The organism is Janthinobacterium sp. 35 (assembly GCF_002754575.1).
Lineage (GTDB): Bacteria > Pseudomonadota > Gammaproteobacteria > Burkholderiales > Burkholderiaceae_D > Janthinobacterium > Janthinobacterium tructae.
The window spans coordinates 5,734,092-5,752,963 of record NZ_PEFN01000001.1; the positions used below are offsets into that span (position 1 = coordinate 5,734,092).

Annotated in this window: 13 protein-coding genes; 6 read left to right on the top strand and 7 right to left on the bottom strand. The window is 58.1% G+C overall.

Going from position 1 to position 18,872, the window contains the following annotated elements; all coding sequences use genetic code 11:
* The first annotated feature begins 50 nt into the window (after positions 1–50).
* On the top strand, positions 51–575 hold the full coding sequence (locus tag CLU93_RS25555) for a hypothetical protein (protein ID WP_143451815.1): 525 nt from the start codon (positions 51–53) through the stop codon (positions 573–575).
* A 27-nt stretch (positions 576–602) separates the two neighbouring features.
* Here CLU93_RS25555 and CLU93_RS25560 read toward each other — a convergent pair whose 3' ends face one another.
* Both CLU93_RS25560 and CLU93_RS28700 read right to left on the bottom strand, forming a co-directional pair.
* Positions 603–1,058, bottom strand: coding sequence for a tellurite resistance TerB family protein (locus CLU93_RS25560; protein WP_099763903.1), 456 nt, complete (start codon positions 1,056–1,058; stop codon positions 603–605).
* A gap of 137 nt (positions 1,059–1,195) precedes the next feature.
* Entirely contained in the window at positions 1,196–1,381 is a 186-nt protein-coding gene (locus CLU93_RS28700) for a hypothetical protein (RefSeq protein ID WP_257225151.1), read from the bottom strand.
* Positions 1,382–2,042: 661 nt separating this feature from the next.
* Here CLU93_RS28700 and CLU93_RS27970 point away from each other — a divergent pair.
* On the top strand, positions 2,043–2,972 hold the full coding sequence (locus CLU93_RS27970; RefSeq protein ID WP_143451816.1) for a retron St85 family effector protein: 930 nt from the start codon (positions 2,043–2,045) through the stop codon (positions 2,970–2,972).
* Positions 2,959–3,930, top strand: a complete 972-nt coding sequence (locus CLU93_RS25575; RefSeq protein ID WP_180287944.1) for a retron St85 family RNA-directed DNA polymerase — start codon at positions 2,959–2,961, stop codon at positions 3,928–3,930. Before CLU93_RS27970 ends, CLU93_RS25575 begins: the two co-directional genes overlap by 14 nt.
* Before the next feature lie 188 nt (positions 3,931–4,118).
* Here the strand turns inward: CLU93_RS25575 and purL are convergent, their stop codons facing one another.
* Positions 4,119–8,156 carry a phosphoribosylformylglycinamidine synthase gene (gene purL / locus CLU93_RS25580; RefSeq protein WP_099763906.1) on the bottom strand — a complete coding sequence of 1,346 codons (4,038 nt, stop codon included), beginning with the start codon at positions 8,154–8,156 and terminating at the stop codon, positions 4,119–4,121.
* Positions 8,157–8,351: 195 nt separating this feature from the next.
* Positions 8,352–9,416 (bottom strand): GGDEF domain-containing protein, encoded by a 1,065-nt coding sequence (locus CLU93_RS25585; protein ID WP_143451817.1) that lies wholly within the window; start codon positions 9,414–9,416, stop codon positions 8,352–8,354.
* 350 nt (positions 9,417–9,766) lie between these two features.
* On the opposite strand from CLU93_RS25585, the gene CLU93_RS25590 reads away from it, so the two are divergent.
* The 3 genes from CLU93_RS25590 (at position 9,767) to CLU93_RS25600 (ending at position 13,645) form a co-directional block, all read left to right on the top strand.
* Entirely contained in the window at positions 9,767–11,392 is a 1,626-nt protein-coding gene (locus CLU93_RS25590) for a response regulator (protein WP_099763908.1), read from the top strand.
* A 355-nt stretch (positions 11,393–11,747) separates the two neighbouring features.
* Positions 11,748–12,869 carry a GGDEF domain-containing protein gene (locus CLU93_RS25595; protein WP_243420212.1) on the top strand — a complete coding sequence of 374 codons (1,122 nt, stop codon included), beginning with the start codon at positions 11,748–11,750 and terminating at the stop codon, positions 12,867–12,869.
* A gap of 566 nt (positions 12,870–13,435) precedes the next feature.
* A complete protein-coding gene (locus CLU93_RS25600) occupies positions 13,436–13,645 on the top strand; it encodes a hypothetical protein (protein ID WP_099763910.1) in 210 nt (69 codons plus the stop codon).
* 719 nt (positions 13,646–14,364) lie between these two features.
* On the opposite strand, the gene CLU93_RS25605 is transcribed toward CLU93_RS25600, so the two are convergent.
* The 3 genes from CLU93_RS25605 to CLU93_RS25615 all read right to left on the bottom strand — a co-directional run bounded on the left by CLU93_RS25605 (position 14,365) and on the right by CLU93_RS25615 (position 18,801).
* Positions 14,365–15,006 carry a TetR/AcrR family transcriptional regulator gene (locus CLU93_RS25605; RefSeq protein ID WP_099763911.1) on the bottom strand — a complete coding sequence of 214 codons (642 nt, stop codon included), beginning with the start codon at positions 15,004–15,006 and terminating at the stop codon, positions 14,365–14,367.
* Positions 15,007–15,017: 11 nt separating this feature from the next.
* Entirely contained in the window at positions 15,018–17,444 is a 2,427-nt protein-coding gene (locus tag CLU93_RS25610; RefSeq protein ID WP_099763912.1) for a membrane-bound PQQ-dependent dehydrogenase, glucose/quinate/shikimate family, read from the bottom strand.
* A 310-nt stretch (positions 17,445–17,754) separates the two neighbouring features.
* Complete coding sequence (locus tag CLU93_RS25615; protein ID WP_099763913.1) at positions 17,755–18,801, bottom strand: NAD(P)-dependent alcohol dehydrogenase; 1,047 nt, start codon at positions 18,799–18,801, stop codon at positions 17,755–17,757.
* Between the last annotated feature and the right edge of the window lie 71 nt (positions 18,802–18,872).

Genomic DNA, 18,872 nt, shown 5'->3' on the forward strand with positions numbered 1-18,872 from the left:
TTCGCATGCTATGATCGCCGTCCAGTTCATGAGACAAATGGCAACGCCACATGCAGCATCCATCCGGCGGTAAATCCCCATCCATGCTGCGCCGCACCCTGCGCCTGCTGGCCTGGCCCCTGCTGGCCCTGGTCAGCGCCGCCTGCACCAGCACCACGCGCCACCCGGCCAGCGAGCCCACGCCAGTCACCCTGCGCTTTACCTATGACGACGGCAAGCCGATGCGGCATGACGATTACCTGGCCAATGCGCGCCAGCAAACGTATATCAAGCACTGCAGCAAGATCGGCAGCACCACTGTCTGCGACGTCGGCTCGGATCCACTCTTCATGGGCGGCGACGCCCCGCTGGACGCCAACGGCGAAGTGCGCGTCACCCTGCACTCGACCGGCCCCATCGGCAACAACCCGACCAGTCTTTGCATCAAGGGCAAAGGCTACGTCTTTGATTCCGGCGACTGGAGACGCGGTCCCTTCAGCCCAGGCCAGGTGATCGAGATCCGCTACAGAATACGCGAAGTGGAAATGACGTGCCCCTGGTCATCGGGCACGCCGCCGTGGTGGGACAAGAGTTAAGCCAGCCGGGGCCGGTTGGCTTGAAAGTTACTGCAGTTCGAACTCCGCCGGAGTCAAGCCCAGCTCGCGCGCGATCTTGCTGGCCACGCGCTGCTCGTTGGCGTCGAAATTGCCGTCCGACGAAGCGACAGCGATAATCATGCGCACCAGCAAGCGCGACGCCTCCACATTCGACTTCATCTTGCCCAGCGCCTGATACGCCTTGGCTTCGCCGATATCCTTGTCGAACTCCAGTTGGCTGACATAGTCCTGGAAAGCCTTGATCACGTCCGTGGTGGTAAACACCGACAGCGCGTCATTGCTTTCAATAAACTTCACCATCTTCTGCTTCTCTTCCGCACTGACACTGCCGTCGGCCATGGCGATCAAGGCCGAGCCTGCCATCGCGGCATTCAGGAAATCCTTGTTCTTGTACTTCAGGGCTTCCGTTTTCAGTTCACTTGCTTTGGTCTTCAGTTTGGACAGAAAGGAATCGAAACTCATGGTGGTTCTCCTGGTTGGTTCAGATGAGGCAGCGCTACAGGCTACCATTACCACCCAGATGAGGGCGCGGGGGTGGAATGCAAGCAAGGGAAACCGATAATGGCAATGCCCATCCGCAACACTGGCACAGACTAACCTCAGTGATCGTTCGACAGGCTCAGCGCTTCCCAGGCGTCAATCTCGCCAGATAATTTCTCCAGCAAGGCAATTTCGGCCGCATCGCGCACGTAATCCACCTGATCCGCAGCGACTACGCGCAGTCGACGGACGTGGCCAGCTTGGCCGGCACGAGCGCCACCACCTTCCACCTGCACTTCAAACATGTGACCAGCATTTCGCCGATGCAATATCTAAAGTTGCTGCGCCTAGTGCAGGCATCGGCCACCAGCGCGGGCAATCGGCTATGAAAACGCCTCTCAGTTCGGCTGCGAATTCAAGTGCCAGTTTGGCCTGACGCCGATGGAGGAAGTCACACGAATGCAAAATAGCTTAGCGCTGCTCCCCGAGGAGGGGAGTATTTATGTATCGTCGCAGTAATACAAGAGCTATATGCGGAAAGTATCAACTCTATATCTCTGGAAACGTGTCCCTATCATTGCCAACGGATACTCTAGACGAGATCCTTCATGCATAAGATATACATGGATTCGCAAAAAAACAGCTTGAAGTCAAGGAAATATTGGGTCGAACGGATACGGATGACCAGTACATGCTAGACAATTTTCATGCTGCGAGCGAAAAAATCTATAAAGGCCAAGTTGCAGATCGAGCCTCGGCATACTTGCTGATAGCATAAAAATAGTGCATCATGTATAAATCAATTACGTGAGCGGTAGCAAAAAAGGCTATCAATGTCGGGCGCATCGCCAGACTGAGTACAGGTGGGACATCAATCACGACACGAAGACGGCTTACGCCAAATCCGTGTCCGGTGGGTCCCGATTCGGCGTAAGCCGTCTTCGTGTCTATTCAAGGTAATTGATATTGTTTACGAAGTTGCAAGATGAGTTTATCTCGCTCATTGATAGTAGACGTGCACACGTTGTGCACCTCCCAGCCATAATTTTTGTCTATGGTGGGCCAATGCGTCAAAATTTTGAGACGCCATCGCCTTCAATGCGCGATACTTTTGTAAACTGGGCTCATAATAATAATCACAAAGTTGCTGCCCTTCTTCACATGCCGGAAGAATATCCAGAGTGGAATCAGTTTAATGGATATGACGATCTTGTTGAGTTTGAACGAGATGCAGGCTGCCTATCACGCGCGATCCTTCTATTTCTTGAAAGTCCAGGTGGTTTCGCTGAACTTGGCGCTTTTTGTGTCGATGCTGTACTTGCTGAGCGATTATTTATCGTTCTTTATAGTAAATTTTATCGTGCAAATTCATTCATAGATCTAGGTCCACTTCGCTTGCTAAAACGAGTACATGGGGATTTTCAAGCCATTTGCCCTGTCGACGGAAGCTCTTTGGATGACCTTGAAGAAGTCGCCGCAGATATCGCCAACGAAGTGCTAGCAAAGAGCAATCGCTTACCAAAACAACAAATATTTGACCCAATTCAAATTCGCGACCAACTTCTTTTAATTTCTGATTTGGTTGAGCTTTTTGGCGCGCTTTCCAAAGCCGAAATAAAAAAACTACTCGAATTTTTTGAAGTGAAATTATCAACAAGCCGATTAGAGCAAGTATTAAATTTACTTTGCCTTCTGAAGGTCATAACGTTATCAGATCATTTAACAAGAGTTTTCTTCACCCCACCCAAGTCAAACCGAGAAAGTTTCATATCATTCAAACTACTCGAGTCAGATTCTCAATTGAATCGAGTGAAATTTAAATTCAAGGCGATTGCGGCAATGAAGCAAGACTCGTTTCGTCGTCAAGCATATGAGAAGGTACATGGTCGACAATAATTCAGAGCTAGTAGATATGCTTTGCGACGAACTGCCTTTTACTCGCACAGAGGCGGCAGTTTTCATTGATAGCGCCTGCCGCATGTACAAGATCCATTTCATTGAGAAAAGAAATGGAAAGGGGAAACGTTTAATTGCGCAACCCACTGCGGAAGTTAAAGAGATTCAGCGATGGATAATTAAAAAATATATAAAAAATCTACCCATTCACAATGCTGCAACTGCATATCGTGAAGGAAGGAATATTTTTGACCATGCGAGACCACATGTAAAAAATAAATATCTTTTAAAAGTAGACTTCAAAGACTTCTTCCCTTCAATACGCGCCCACAATTTTTCTAAGCATATCCGAAAACATCTTGGAATTTCAAAGCCTCTGGCGATCGATCTTGCCAGAGTACTATTCCGTCAGGATGAAAAGAGACGTCTAAGTCTGGCAATTGGCGCACCTAGTTCGCCAAGTGTATCTAATACTTTGCTATATGAATTTGATTCGCAGTTATCTATTTTTTGCCAAGCAAATAATATTCAATACACTCGATATGCGGATGATTTAGCCTTATCAACAGACACTCCAAAAATACTAGACGAAGCACTTAAATTCATCGAAAAATTAATCAAAGATATTCCATATCCAAAATTATCAATAAACAATGAAAAAACAGTTTTCACGTCAAAAAAATTCAAACGAGAACTTACCGGACTTATATTATCCAATGATGGAAGCGTCTCCCTAGGTCGAGAAAAAAAACGAATGATTAGAACGATGGCTCACAAATATTCATCTGGAGAACTACATGATTCCTTAATTGGAAGACTAAAAGGATTTTTAGCTTTCGCACATTCTATTGAGCCGATTTTTGCAGCCAAAATTCGAGAGAAAATTGGTGAGGAAAAATATAACTCACTCACAAATTTCCAAGAAACAAATCATCAAAAGAAGGTCCAAGATTTTTAAAGATCCTCTGCACTTGCAAAAAATTATCTTTTAATAATTTTAAAGACATACACACGAATCTCCTGAACTGGTACTCATAACAACGGCAACAAATATTCTCAAAAAAAAGCCGCTATCTCCCGATAGCGGCTTTTTTATTTCTACCCCAGCAACAGCGCCTTGAACCAAGGCGCCGCGCCGAAAATCGACTACCCCACAAACTTCCGTGCATTCCTGAACATGCGCATCCACGGCGAATCCTCGCCCCATGCTTCAGGGTGATACGACTGTTGAACACTCCGGAACACGCGCTCCGCGTGCGGCATCAGCACGGTGAAGCGGCCGTCTGGCGTGGTGACGGAGGTGATGCCTTCCGGCGAGCCGTTCGGGTTGTATGGATACGCTTCGGTGGCAGCGCCCTTGTTGTCCACAAAACGCATGGCTTTGCTGACTTGGGTGATGTCGCCCGTTTGCGAGAAGTCGGCGTAGCCTTCGCCGTGGGCGATAGCGATGCCGGCTTGCGTGCCGGCCATGCCGTTGAAGAAGATCGATGGGGAGTCCATCACTTCGACCATGGCAAAGCGGCCTTCGAACTTCTCCGACTTGTTGCGCGTGAATTTCGGCCAGGCGTGGGCGCCGGGGATGATGGATTTCAGGTTGCTCATCATCTGGCAGCCGTTGCAGATACCGAGGCCGAAGCTGTCCGTGCGGTTGAAGAAGCGCGCGAACTGTTCCGCCAGGCTGGCGTTGAACAGGATCGTTTTCGCCCAGCCTTCGCCCGCGCCCAGCACGTCGCCGTAGGAGAAACCGCCCACGGCGATGACGCCCTGGAAGTCGTCCAGCTTTACGCGGCCGGCAATCAGGTCGCTCATGTGCACGTCGACAGCCGTAAAACCTGCCTGATGCATCACGTACGCCGTCTCGATGTGCGAGTTGACACCCTGCTCGCGCAGGATGGCGACGCGCGGACGCACGCCGGTGGCGATGAATGGCGCAGCGATGTTCTCATTCTGATCGAACGTGACGATCGGCGACATGCCCGGGTCTTGCACGTCCAGCAGGCGGTCGTATTCGGCGTCGGCGCACGCCGGGTTGTCGCGCAGGCGGGCGATGCGCCAGCTTGTTTCGCTCCACAGGCGGTGCAGGTCTGCGCGCGGCTGGGTGTAAATCAGCTTGGCGTCGCGCGTGAATTCGATGACGTCGCGGTCGTTCAATTTGCCGATGATATGGCTGCAGGCGCCCAGGTTAAAGGTGCGCAGCACGTCCATGACGAGCGACTTTTCTTCCGCGCGCACCTGGATGACGGCGCCCAGCTCTTCGCTGAACAAGGCGCGCAAGGTCAGTTCGTTGCGGCGTTCCGCTACCTGGCCCGTCCAGTTCTTGGCGTCGCCCCAGTCGCTGGAATGCTCGCCTTCCATGGTCAGCATGTCCAGGTTGACGGACATGCCCGTGTGGCCGGCGAAAGCCATTTCCGTCAGGGTGGCGTACAGGCCGCCGTCCGAACGGTCATGGTAGGCCAGCAGCTTGTCGTCGCTATTGAGCTTTTGAATGGCGGCGAAGAAGCCTTTCAGGTCTTCCGCGCTGTCCACGTCCGGCGTTTCATTGCCTAATTGGCCCATGACTTGTGCCAGGGCGGAGGCGCCCAAACGGTTTTTGCCGCGGCCCAGGTCAATCAGGATCAAGGACGTGTCGCCCTTGTCCGTTTTCAGCTGCGGCGTGAGCGACTTGCGCACGTCCGTCACTGGCGCGAACGAGGAAACGATCAGCGACACCGGCGACGTGACGGATTTCGCCGCGCCCGTGCTCTCATCTTTCCATGTCGTGCGCATCGACAGCGAATCTTTGCCGACGGGGATGCTGATGCCCAGCGCCGGGCACAGGTCCATGCCGACGGCTTTCACCGTGTCGTACAGGGCTGCATCCTGGCCAGGCTGGCCGCAAGCGGCCATCCAGTTGGCGGACAGCTTGATGTCGGAAATGTCGGCAATCGCTGCAGCGGCGATGTTGGTGACGGCTTCGCCCACGGCCATGCGGCCCGAGGCGGCGGCGTCGATGACGGCCAGCGGCGTGCGTTCGCCCATGGCCATCGCTTCGCCCAGATAACCTTCAAAGCTCATGGTGGTGACGGCGCAATCGGCCACCGGCACTTGCCATGGTCCCACCATCTGGTCGCGCACGGTCATGCCGCCCACGCTGCGGTCGCCGATGGTGATCAGGAAGGATTTGTCGGCCACGGTCGGCAGCAGCAGCACTTTTTGCGCCACATCCTTCAAGTCCATGCCCGTCAAGTCAATCGCCGGGAAATCGTTGGCCACGTGGACCACGTCGCGCTGCATCTTCGGCGGCTTGCCCAGCAAGACGTCCATTGGCATGTCGACCGGTTCGTTGCCCAGTTCCGGATCGATCAATTTGAGTTGACGTTCTTCGGTGGCCACGCCCACGGCGGCGAACAGACAGCGTTCGCGTTCGCACATGGCTTTGAACAAGGGCAGGCTTTCCGGCGCGATGGCGAGAACATAGCGTTCCTGCGATTCATTGCTCCAGATTTCCTTCGGCGCCATGCCCGATTCTTCCAGCGGGATCTTGCGCAGGTCGAAAATCGCGCCGCGCTTGGCGTCGTTGGTGATTTCCGGGAAAGCGTTCGACAAGCCGCCCGCACCCACGTCGTGGATGGAGATGATCGGATTGTCAGCGCCCATTTGCCAGCAGGCGTTGATGACTTCCTGGGCGCGGCGTTCCATTTCAGGGTTACCGCGCTGGACGGAATCGAAGTCCAGGTCGGCCGTGTTGCTGCCGGTGGTCATCGACGAGGCGGCGCTGCCGCCCATGCCGATGCGCATGCCCGGGCCACCGAGCTGCACCAGCAGGCTGCCGACGGGGATGTCGTTCTTGTGCGTGTGCTGCGCCGAGATATTGCCGATGCCGCCGGCAATCATGATCGGCTTGTGGTAACCGAACACGGCGTCTTTGTCGACGCCGACGTTCTGTTCATACGTGCGGAAGTAGCCGCCCAGGACGGGACGGCCGAATTCGTTCGAGAACGCGGCGCCGCCCAATGGGCCTTCAATCATGATTTGCAGCGGCGACGCGATGCGCTCCGGTTTGCCGTATTGGTCCGCGTCCGCGCGGCCAGCCAATGGCGCCGTCACGGAAGCGGCCGTTTCCCAGCTGCGCACGGCGTCTGGCAGCGACAGGTTCGAGACGGTAAAACCGGTCAGGCCAGCTTTTGGCTTGGCGCCGCGGCCCGTCGCGCCTTCGTCGCGGATCTCGCCGCCCGCGCCCGTGGAGGCGCCCGGGAATGGGGAGATTGCCGTCGGGTGGTTGTGCGTTTCCACCTTCATCAGGGTGTGCGTCAGCTCGGTCGACGCCGCGTATTCGTGGTTTGCACCGCGCGGGTAGAAGCGCGACACGGTCGCGCCTTCCATGATGGACGAGTTGTCGCTGTAGGCGACGACGGTGCCCTTCGGCTGCAGTTCGTGCGTGTTCTTGATCATGCCGAACAGTGATTTTGGCTGCGCCACGCCGTCGATGGTCCAGTCGGCGTTGAAGATCTTGTGGCGGCAATGCTCGCTGTTCGCCTGCGCGAACATCATCAGTTCCACGTCCGTCGGGTTGCGGCCGGCCTTGGTGAAGGCGGCGTCCAGGTAGTCGATTTCGTCGTCCGACATCGCCAGGCCCAGTTCCGTGTTCGCCGTTTCCAGCGCGCGCTTGCCCTGCCCCAGCAAGTCGATCGATTCGAGCGGACGCGCTTCCAGGGTGCGGAACAAGTCCTTGGCGTCGTCTGCGCTGCGCAGCACGGATTCCGTCATGCGGTCGTGCAGCAGGTCGGCCACGGCCTGTACCTGCTCGTCCGTCAGTTTGCCTGCTAGAATCGCGCTGCCCAGGATGCCCGATTTCAGGTTGATGCGGAAAGCGATGCCGCGTTCGACGCGCTTGATGTGCGCCATGCCGCAGTTGTGCGCGATGTCGGTGGCTTTCGAGGCCCACGGCGAAATCGTGCCGAAACGGGGGATGACGAAGAATTCTTCGGCAGCGCCTTCCGTATTGTCAGCCTGGGCCGGCTCGCCGTACGTCAGCAAGGCGCCAAGGCGCGTGCTGTCGTCGTCGGTGAGAGGCGCGCTGGCATCGATGAAATGGACATAGCGTGCTTGTACGGCAACAATCGCAGGCGAGACGGCTTGCAGTTGGCTTAACAGACGGTGGCTACGGAAATGGGACAGGGCATTGGAACCCGGCAGTATCAACATGATTGGAAGGTGGTTGATGCAGCGTGGCTGCGGGTTAAAGGTAGGTATGACAATATCTTTCGTACGGCAAATTTCCTTTGCGCGCATTATACCCGTTTTACCCCTGCCTTATGACCGGAACTTATGGCTTTCCGGCCATTTCCGCCCTGAAAACGGCAGTTTTTGCCAACTTGCAACAACCAGCCCGTGCGACCGTCAGGCGATCACATAGCGGTTCTTGCCCTGGCGCTTGGCCAGGTACAGCGCCTCGTCGGCCAGCCGGTAGCTGTGGCCCAGTTCCTTGCCCCGGTCCAGTTCGGCCACGCCCACGCTGATCGACACGAACTGTGTCGCATGGAAAGCCTGACTGACTGCCTCGACCAGACCGCCGGCAAAGGCGACCGCCTCTTCGCGGCTGCCCGCATACACGATGCCGAACTCTTCGCCGCCCAGGCGCCCGCACAGATGGCCTTGCGCCTTGTCGGCGATGATGGCGGCCGTGCGCACCAGCACCTCGTCGCCTGCATCGTGCCCCTGCTGGTCGTTGATGATCTTGAAATCGTCGATATCGATCATCAGGAAATGCAGCATGCCGCCATGGGCCGCGCCATGCATCTGCTGGGCGCGCTGCGTGAACATGCGGCGGTTGTTCAAGCCCGTCAGGCTGTCCTGGAAGGCCAGCCGCGTCAATTCCACCTTGGAGTGATAATTACGCAAACGCAATAAACTGAAGCTGACATTCAGCGCCAGGCCGAACAGCACGCTGACGGCGATCATCAATGGCACCCAGGATTGGTCGGGCAAGCCCGCGTTGACGGGGTACAGGCCGTGGCCCACGTTCCACCAGATGCCAGCCACCACGGCAAGGTAGCTGAGGCCGCCATTGAAGATGGAGGCGATGGCCAGGGTCAGGAAGACGCCCACGGGCAAGACCCAGAAGCTGGCGTGCTGGACGGCGTCGGCCATCGTGCGCAGGCCGAAAGTCAGGGCCAGCACGGCGCAGGCGCCGGAAACGGTCAGCACGGGCAAGGTGGTGCAGCGGTAGCGCGCCACCAGGCTGGCCAGCATGCCCAGCAGCGCCAGCACGGCGTGCAGCAGGTTCGGATGATAGGGATCGGGCATCATCAGCCAGGTCAGGCTGTAGGCAATGATGCCCATCACTTGCGTGACGAGGCCGACGCGGTGCAATTCCGCAAAATAGGTGTGCTGCTGCTCGCTGTTGCCGCCAAATGCAAGGGGAACGGCAACGCGCCGCAAGGTAGACAGATCAGGAACGCGCATGACGGGTATCGACACCAGAGAGGGATAAAGCGCCCGGTAAAGCCTTGCGCACGCCTGGCCGCGACATGGCGCGGCATGCAACAAGTGTTGCATTTCTAAAATACTATCATGCTAGTCAAGAAATGGACGAAAAAACAGGCACCGGCACTGCCGCGATGGCCCCCGCGTCATGAAATACAACGCCGGACGGCGCCGGGCGTCCCTGCCCTCGCGCGGCGCGCCCGATTGCCTGCATTTTGCTGGCAGTGTCTCCCGGCTTTGCAGTATGCTGATAAAAAGTAATACTGCCACGCAGATACCTATAAGAAGAGTTCCCGCAAATGACCGAACAGATGAACGAGAGCTGAACAATGCCAGAAACTAGCGACTTATCTGTCCTGATCGTCGACCCGAATCCCAGCATGCGGGGCAATCTGCACAATATGCTGAACCAGGCGGCCATCAGCAAGGTGGAATATGCCGTCAATTCCGGCACGGCCATCCGCTTGCTGATGAAGAAACCGTTCGACATCATCCTGTGCGAATACGATCTTGGTAGTGGTACCGACGGCCAGGATGGCCAGCAATTGCTGGAAGACTTGCGCCACCACAAGCTGATCAGCCTGTGGACGATCTTCATCATGCTGACCTCCGAAGCCATCCACAGCAAGGTGATCAGCGCGGCCGAACTGACCCCGTCCGACTACATATTGAAACCGTTTACCGTCGATGTGCTGAGCGGACGCATCGCGCGCGCCATCGAACGGCGCGCCATTTTCCTGCCCACCTATCAGTTGATCGACAAGGGCGACTTGCGCGAAGCGGTGAAAAGCTGCCGCGCGGCCGAACTGCAGCACCCGCGCCTGGCGGCCGATTTCACCCGCCTGCGCGCCGAACTGCACATCGCCCTCGATGAATGGAAGGAAGCGGAACAGCTGTACGCCGACATGCTGGCCACGCGGCCCATGGCCTGGGCACACCTGGGACTGGCGCGCACCCTGTTCGAACAGCAGCGCCATGAAGAGGCGCAGGAGGCGCTGCTGCAACTGGTGGAAGCTTATCCCCGCTTCATGGCCGCCTACGATTTGCTGGCGCAAAACCATGAAGCCATGGGCCAGCAGATACAGGCGAAGAAAGTCCTCGAAGACGCGGTGGCCATCTCGCCGCACATGGTGGGCCGTCTGCGCCACCTGGGCGGCATCGCCTACGACACGGGCGATATCGGCGCGGCCGAACGGGCCTACAAGCAGGTGGTCACCAAAGCCAAATATTCGGAGTTCCGCGACCCGGAAGACCACGTCAACCTGGTGAAAACGCTGGTCAAGAAAGGCGATGCGCCGCAAGCGAGCGGCGTGCTGCGCGACATGGAGCGCTCTCTGCGGGGCAGCGCCAACGTGGAAGCCTGCCGCGCCATCTCGGCCGCCATGCTGCATGAATTGTCCGGCAACGACATCGCCGCCGCCGCCGAACTGCACCTGGCCGCCGCCGCCCTGGACACGGCGCGCGGCCTGTCGACGCAGCTGAAGGTAGGCCTGGTGCAAAGCTGCCTGAAAAACAACCTGGAGCAGGCCGCCTCCGAGGTCATGATGAAACTCGTCAACGAAGCCGACAGCGACGTGACGATGGAAGAGGCCGTCGACGTGTTTGAAAAAGCGGGCCGGCATGACCTGGCGCAAGGCATGGGCCAGCAGATCACGCACCAGGTACAGGAATTGATGCAGGATGCGGCCAGCAAGTCGGAAAGCGGCGAGCTCAAAGGAGCCGTCTTCGTGCTGCGCCAGGCCCTGCGCAAGACGCCAGGCAACCTGCCCGTGCTGTTCGCCTCCGTCGACGCCATCTTGCGCCAGCTCAACATGCTGGGCTGGGAAGCCCCGCTGGCCGAACAGGCGCAGCACCAGATGCAGGTGATCCGCAAGATCGACCCCAGGCATCCGCAACTGGAATCGCTCAAGCAGCAATACGAAGCGACGCAGCACAAATACGGTATCGCGACCTGATCTGATTGACGATTTTCGTCGTTCCACCTGTTAAGAACCTGCCTGGCGGAATGACGGTTGTTTTTCCGCGTCTCGGCAAGACCAGCTTCATCGACAGTCCCGATGCCATGTGTGAACGTAATGGGGGTGCGTGCGATCTACGCATAGGCGCATTTTCACGAAACCGATTTTCTGTGAAGTCTGCTTCGGCGCGACCACTCCCGGCGACGGCAGCCGGCCGGGAGCATGTAAGTTAGTATCGATTTTCCATCTGCATGCAGGTTTCTTGGGATAATGCCGTTTCCTGGCTTATTTTGAAAGTGCGATAGTGGCTATAACGGATGTATCGACCCTGTTCTTTGGCATGACACTCAACATGTCGATCATGGCCGTGGCGCTCCCCTACTTCATGGGGCGTGTGAACCGTGCCGCGCGGTATGCACAAGCCGGCATCATACTGCAAACGTTGGGGTGGATTTTCCTGCTGTGCTCAAACTCCTTTGAACGGGGCAGCTGGGCCGATCACCTGCTGTCGACGATGGCAATGGGCAGCGTCTCGGGCGGCATGGTATTCAACGCCATGGCCTTTCAATTGTGGTACGGGCGCAAGGCGAGTGCTCGCGCTCCAGCCGCCATCGCCATACTGATGACAGTCGGTTACAGCATCGGTTTTTCCGACTATCCATTCAGGGTAGGCTGGGCGAATGGCCTGCTGGCGTTACAGATTGCAACCATCATAGTTCCCCTGTGCCGTACGCCACAGTTGGCAGTCGGACGCTGGCGCTGGCTATTAATCATCTGCCTGACAGTTCAAATGCTGGTACTTGCCGGCCGCGCCGTGCTGGGCGCGTTCTACACCGCCGAGTTTCCGAATTTTTTTGGACCGTATCTGATCAACCGAGTGTTTGCCTTGTCATCGAACTCGATGATGATGATGTCGGTGGTGGCCATTCTTCTGGCACACCGCGACGAGGCAGCCCGGGAACTGGAACGGCTGGCGACGCTGGACGGTCTGACCGGCGCGTTGAACCGCCGCGCCTGGGTACTGAAGTCCGAGATCGACCTGGCCAGCAGCTTGCGATACAAGCAGCCGCTCGGCGTGTTGATGCTTGACCTGGACTATTTCAAGCAAATCAACGACCAGCACGGCCATGCCGGTGGCGACAGGGCGCTGCAAGTTTTCGTCGCTGGCTTACGGGCTGTCAGCCGTGTCGGCGATCTCTTCTGCCGCTACGGCGGCGAGGAGTTCTGCGTGCTCCTCAACCGTGCCGACTTTGCGTCGATCATGGCTTACGACGAACGCCTGCGGCAGTGGCTGGCGCGGCATTCGCTCAAGGAGCTGGGGTTTGAACTCTCTTACAGCGGAGGCATCGCCATGCGCATGCACAATACCGACACCATGGAGAATATGCTTGAACGTGCCGACGTCGCGCTCTACAAAGCCAAGTCGCAGGGGCGTGGCTGCACGCTTGCCAGCTCGGAAATGCTCTGCGCATAAACCGGCAGCTTTGTATGTCTGCACAGTTTGCTGAGCTGCAGTGACGTACGTTGAAAGTTTGCCAGCCGCTCCTGGGGCTTAATCCGCCCTGCGCGCCACCGTCGCCACCACCCGTTCAATCAACGCCGCAATCATCGGCCGGCAAGGCGGCAGCACACACGCCAACCTGGCAGCGGCGCGTGCTGCGTCGAGTGCATGCCCGGCGCGAAGGCAAGCCGCGCAGCTTCGATTAACGCTCGCCCCTGAGCGTGTAGTCACGTAGGTCGGATTAGCGTAGCGTAATCCGACACCATTGTTGGCGCCGTAGCGTCGGATTACGCGGCGTGTCGCCGCTAATCCGACCTACGCTTCACCCGCGCCAACACTACTAAGTAGGTCGTGGGAAATTATTGTGAAGTTATGACGAACAGAACCGGATGCTCTGCAAGGCGCCCGCTGCGACGCAGTGCGAGCACTGCTAGCAGCGGGCAACACCGCAGAGCGCCGGTTATGGAAGTCAGAAATCACAATAATTTATTGGGGGTTACTTAGTTGTATTGCGAATTTCCGACAATGACGGCGTAGACTTGAATGGTGTCAAACTACGCTCAACAAGTGAGGTCGCGGAAGCTCTTGAGAAAATCGGTGCCGACAACCCGGACATGACCGTTTCTGTCGAGGCCACCGATTCCAAATGGTATGAGTCTATCGGCAAGGCCATTTACGGTAGCCACCGGGCGGGGTTTTCAGGTGAGCGATTTCGCGTACTCATCGACGGCAAGCCTCTGGAAGCCTGACCTACACCGCCTGCTGCCGGCCAGGAGCAGCCATAGCATCTGACTTCGCCAACAAAATTTCTTATATCAAATGTCAACAATATTGTACTCGGCAGTTAATGCGCCAACTTCCTATGGAAGTTTCCTGTTCACGGTGCCACATCTTCTAATCGGGATGGCATTGCTATGGGCAAGCTGGCGCCGGAAGTGCTGGGTTAAAGGTATGAGTGGTCTTGCGGGCCTTATTGTCCAGACTTTTTTCGGAGGAATTTTCTTTTTCGTAACTGCCTATTCCATGACTGAAGGTTGGCTCGATACTTTAACCTGTCGTACTGCGCTTCGAGAAGGCAATGTATCAATAGTGACGGGGACGCTAAAAGTCAATAAAACGTTTAACAAACCTGGTTACGGATATATTGATTTCGATATTGACGGACATTCTTATACTACGCAGACTGAAGGGCCAGGGTGTGACTGTGGGTATATTCAATCGGTTGGGCGACATGTTCTACGCGCTAAGAATACTCAGGTGAAGGCACAATTACTGAATGGAAATATTCTGAGTCTAGAGTCAATTCATTGACCGAACTTCTGCTTTGGGGCCAAAGCAGACGTACACGACGGCCAGGGATAAGATGGCGCAGGTTTTCCTGGCAAGACTAATGCCACGGCTAAAGCAATGCTGCCGATGGCTTCAGCTGCTTACCTTTCAGCACAGTCGGATTACGGCCCTACCGGACCTAATCCGCCCTGCGCTCCACCCTCGCCACGACCAGTTCAATCAACTCCGCAATCAACGGCCGGAACGTGGCTGCATCGCCGCCCTGCCCCAGCATGACGGTGCGCGTGGTCAGGTGCGAGAAGACGGCGTCGAACAAAATCTGCGGCAGGTTGGAAAACGAGGTATCGGGCGCGATGCGGCCCTGGGCGCGCTGCTGCTCCAGCAGGCGCAAGATCAATGCATGCCACACTTGCGGGCCGTGCTCGTACCAGGTCTGGCCCACGGCCGGCACGGCGGCCGCGCCCGTGACGACGAGGCGGTAGAAATCCACGTGACGGGGACTGGTGACGACGGCCACCAGTTCATCGAGGATCAGCTGCAAGCCCTGTTCCAGGCCGGCTTGCGAGGTATCGAGCTGGCGCAGCGCGATGATGAAATCGGCGCACAGATATTCGACCACCGCCACCAGCAGCTCCTGCTTGCTGCCGAAGTAGCGGTAGGCGGTGGCTTTCGAGCCGCCCGCCTCGGCCACGATGGCATCCATGCTGACGCCGTCGTAGCCGGAGGCGAGGAAGAGGTCCGCCGCCGCCACCAGCAGCTTGCGGCGCCGCTCATCGCTTCGGGTACTCGGGGAAGCTGGAACGGTGCGCAACTGGGGCATGAAGCAAACTCTTACTGTGTCTTGGGAAGTGCGTATGCTATCACGTAATCTCCCCGATCCGGGCTCTGGCGGGCGCCGCCCGCCACCACCACGACGTACTGGCGGCCCGACCTGGGCGACACATACGTCATCGGCGTGCCTTGCGAACCGACCGGCATGCGCGCCTTCCACACTTCACGGCCCGTGGCGATATCCATGGCGCGCAGATAGTAATCCTGCGTGCCCGCATAAAAAACCAGGCCCGACGCCGTGCTCATGCCGCCACCCAGCGTCGGCATGCCCAGCGGGATGGGCAGCCTCGCCTTGACGCCATTGACCACCGCATCCTGCACCGTGCCGGCCGGACGCTCCCACACTTTTTTCTTCGTCTTGAGGTCGATGGCGGCAAACACGCCCCAGGGCGGGCTTTGGCAGGGTATGCCCAGCGGCGAATTGAAGGCCTTGTGGTCGATGACGAACGGCGTGCCATCCATCGGATAGGTGCTGCCCACGCCGTGGCCAGCCGTCAGCTTGGCCACGTCCACCGTTTCGCGCGGCACCAGCCTGACCACTTGCGGCATGCGGATGTCGTTGACGAACATATAGCCATTGCTTTCATCGACGGCCGCGCCGCCCCAGTTGAAGCCCCCGTAGTAGCCCGGATAAATCAGCGTTTCGCGGGTGCTGGGCGCCGTGAACTCGCCCTGGTAATTGAGCTTGCGGAAGCTGATGCGGCACGCCAGCTGGTCGAAGAAGGTGGCGCCCCACATGTCGCGCTCCGTCAGCGTATCAGCACCGAGGGCCGGCATGCCGGTGGAGTATGGCTGCGTTTTTGACACCCAGTCGCCGGCCGCGTGCTCCTGCGGCACGGCTTTTTCGATGACTTCGGCGATGGGCTTGCCCGTGCGGCGATCCAGCATGAAGATCTGGCCTCGCTTGGTCAGCTGCACCAGCGCGGGGATTTTGCCGCCCTTGCCGTCCGGGACATCGTACAGGGCCGGCTGCGCGGCCACGTCGTAATCCCAGATATCGTGGTGGACGGTTTGATACGTCCAGCGCTCGCGGCCCGTGGCCATGTCGAGGGCGACGATGGCCGACGCATATTTTTCCGTCAGCGGCGGACGCTTGCCGCCCCAGAAGTCGGGCTGCTCATTCCCCGTCGGCAGGTACACCAGGCCCAGTGCATCATCAAAAGCGGGCGCCGACCACATGTTCGGCGTGCTGCGCGTGTAGGTCTGCCCTTCCGGCGGCAGTTTGGTAATGGCCGGATTGCCCAGGTCCCAGGCCCACACCAGTTCCCCCGTGTCGGCGCTGTAGGCGCGCACGACGCCCGATGGTTCATCGGTGGAGCGACCGTCAAAGACCCAGCCGCCGAGGATGATCAGGTTGCGCGCCACCGTGGGTGCCGACGTGTAGGCGTAGTACGGCACGTTCATTTTCACTTTGCCCAGGCCGACGGTCAGGTCGACGGAGCCCTTGTCGCCGAAGCCTTCGCACTGCTTGCCCGTCTGCGCGTCGATCTGAATCAGACGCGCATCCATGGTCACTTGCACGATACGTTTGGCGCAGGCGCCCGCCACCGGCGCGCTGGCCGCCTGCATGCCGTCAAAACGGAACGGATTCGTCACTTTCGCCGGCTCGTAGTAGCCGACGCCGCGGCAGCGGTTCCATGTTTTGATGTTGGCCGGCTTCGGGTCGAAGGTCCAGCGCTGCTTGCCCGTGTCCGCGTCGAGCGCGATCACCTTGCTGGTCGGCGTACACGTATAGATGGTGTCGCCGATCTGCAGCGGCGTATTCTGCGCTTCGGAAGCGCCTTCGGCCACCTCGCCCGTGCGGTAGCTCCACGCCACTTGCAGCTGGTCGACATTGGCCTTGTCGATCTGCGTGTACGGCGCGAAGCGCGTGCCCTTCGGCCCATAACCGTAATGCGCCCAGTTGGCGCTGCCGTCATTGATGGCCGTCACGGCATCCTGCTGCGGCTGCACGGTGGCATCCAGCACGCCATGCGGCTTGAACATGGAGGCGAAACCGGCTGCCAGCACGACGGCAAACAGCGCGGCGAAACCGCGCGACTGGCCAGCGTGTGCACGACCGGCCAGCCAAGGATGCAGCAAGGCGGCGACCAGGCCGATAACGAGGAACGGCGCCAGGCGCGGCACCATGGGCCAGAAGGCGAAGCCGATTTCCCACACGGCCCACAGCAAGGTGGCCAGCACCAGCACGCCGACAACGCCACTGGCGAAGGGCTTGCGGCGCACATACAGCACGCCGGCCAGGATCAGGCCGAGACCGGCCAGCAGGTAATACCAGGAACCGCCAAGGGTGATGAGTTCGATGCCGCCCGCCGCCAGGGCCAGGCCGGAAAGTCCGAGGAAAATACCAAAAACCGCCAGCGCTATGCGCTTGCCCCTGGAGACCGCCGGGATCGCCGCCGCTCCGTTCTTTGTTGAAGTGTCCATTTTTTATCCATGACGCCTCCCCTGCCCAGGCAAACACGCCGAGGGATGGCTGATTTTTTAAATCTACGTAGTGAAACTGTACTGTACGGTTTCATTTTATGCCGATTTTTGACGCAAGGAAAGAAAATTTGATGTGGGAGCTTGATTTTTGGCGGGGATGAGGGCGTTGGGGGATTGTCGGATTACGCGCTTTCGCGCCTCGGCGGCCCCGCTAATCCGACCTACCCGACCTACCGGACTTGGCCGGGTTTAATGCGTAGGTTGGATTAGCGCAAAGCGCGTAATCCAACAAACACAGGCGCGCCGGTTGTTACAGCGATGCCATGTCGATCACAAAACGATATCTGACATCGCTCTTCACGACGCGCTCAAACGCCTCATTGATATCCTGGATGCGAATGATCTCGATATCCGACACAATATTGTGCTTGCCGCAGAAGTCCAGCATTTCCTGGGTTTCCTTGATCGAACCGATCATCGAGCCGGACAGGCTGCGGCGCGCGCCCACCAGGCCGAAGGCGTTCACGGGCGGCACGGCGCCGTCCGGGATGCCGACGATGACCATGCTGCCATCGACCTTCAGCAGGTTGATGTACTGGTTCCAGTCGATCGAGGCGCCCACGGTGCAGATGATCAAATCAAACGTCCCGGCCAGCTTTGTAAACGTTTCCGCATCGTTGGTGGCGTAGTAATGGTCCGCGCCCAGGCGCAGGCCGTCTTCGCGCTTCGACAGGGTCTGGCTCAGTACCGTCACTTCGGCGCCCATGGCGTGGGCAATCTTGACGCCCATGTGGCCCAGGCCACCCATGCCCAGGATGGCCACTTGCTTGCCAGGGCCGGCTTTCCAGTGGTTCAGCGGCGAATACAGGGTGATGCCGGCGCACAGCAGCGGCGCGGCGGCGTCCAGCGGCAGGTTGTCGGGAATCGACAGCACATAGCCTTCCTTGACGACGATGCTGTCCGAGTAGCCGCCCTGCGTGGCCGTCTTGCCATCGGCTTCGACGCCATTGTAGGTCTGGATCAGGCCTGGCATGTACTGTTCCAGGTCCACGTTGCGCGTCTTGCAGGTGGTGCAGGAATCGACGAAGCAGCCCACGCCCACGTGGTCGCCCACCTTGAACTTGGTCACATTGGCGCCGACAGCCGTGACGACACCGGCGATTTCATGGCCGGGCACCATCGGGAAGGCGGCGCCACCCCATTCGTCGCGCGCCTGGTGGATGTCGGAATGGCATACGCCACAGTATTTGATCGAGATGGCCACATCGTCTTCGCGCGGGGCGCGGCGCTCGAACGTGAACGGTTGCAGTGCGGAAGTCGGGCCCAGTGCGGCGTAGCCTTTGGCGATGGTGGTCATGAAAACTCCTTGGGTAGTGTTGCGAACGAGAGAGGCGCGTGCCGTGCATGCGATTGCACAAGTGTGCACGA

Excerpts from the sequence above, each read along its gene's own strand:
- CLU93_RS25555 (WP_143451815.1), top strand. The coding sequence starts at position 51 with ATGCAGCATCCATCCGGCGGTAAATCCCCATCCATGCTGCGCCGCACC.
- CLU93_RS25560 (WP_099763903.1), bottom strand. The coding sequence starts at position 1,058 with ATGAGTTTCGATTCCTTTCTGTCCAAACTGAAGACCAAAGCAAGTGAA.
- CLU93_RS28700 (WP_257225151.1), bottom strand. The coding sequence starts at position 1,381 with ATGTTTGAAGTGCAGGTGGAAGGTGGTGGCGCTCGTGCCGGCCAAGCT.
- CLU93_RS25575 (WP_180287944.1), top strand. The coding sequence starts at position 2,959 with ATGGTCGACAATAATTCAGAGCTAGTAGATATGCTTTGCGACGAACTG.
- purL (WP_099763906.1), bottom strand. The coding sequence starts at position 8,156 with ATGTTGATACTGCCGGGTTCCAATGCCCTGTCCCATTTCCGTAGCCAC.
- CLU93_RS25585 (WP_143451817.1), bottom strand. The coding sequence starts at position 9,416 with ATGCGCGTTCCTGATCTGTCTACCTTGCGGCGCGTTGCCGTTCCCCTT.
- CLU93_RS25590 (WP_099763908.1), top strand. The coding sequence starts at position 9,767 with ATGCCAGAAACTAGCGACTTATCTGTCCTGATCGTCGACCCGAATCCC.
- CLU93_RS25595 (WP_243420212.1), top strand. The coding sequence starts at position 11,748 with ATGTCGATCATGGCCGTGGCGCTCCCCTACTTCATGGGGCGTGTGAAC.
- CLU93_RS25605 (WP_099763911.1), bottom strand. The coding sequence starts at position 15,006 with ATGCCCCAGTTGCGCACCGTTCCAGCTTCCCCGAGTACCCGAAGCGAT.
- CLU93_RS25610 (WP_099763912.1), bottom strand. The coding sequence starts at position 17,444 with ATGGACACTTCAACAAAGAACGGAGCGGCGGCGATCCCGGCGGTCTCC.
- CLU93_RS25615 (WP_099763913.1), bottom strand. The coding sequence starts at position 18,801 with ATGACCACCATCGCCAAAGGCTACGCCGCACTGGGCCCGACTTCCGCA.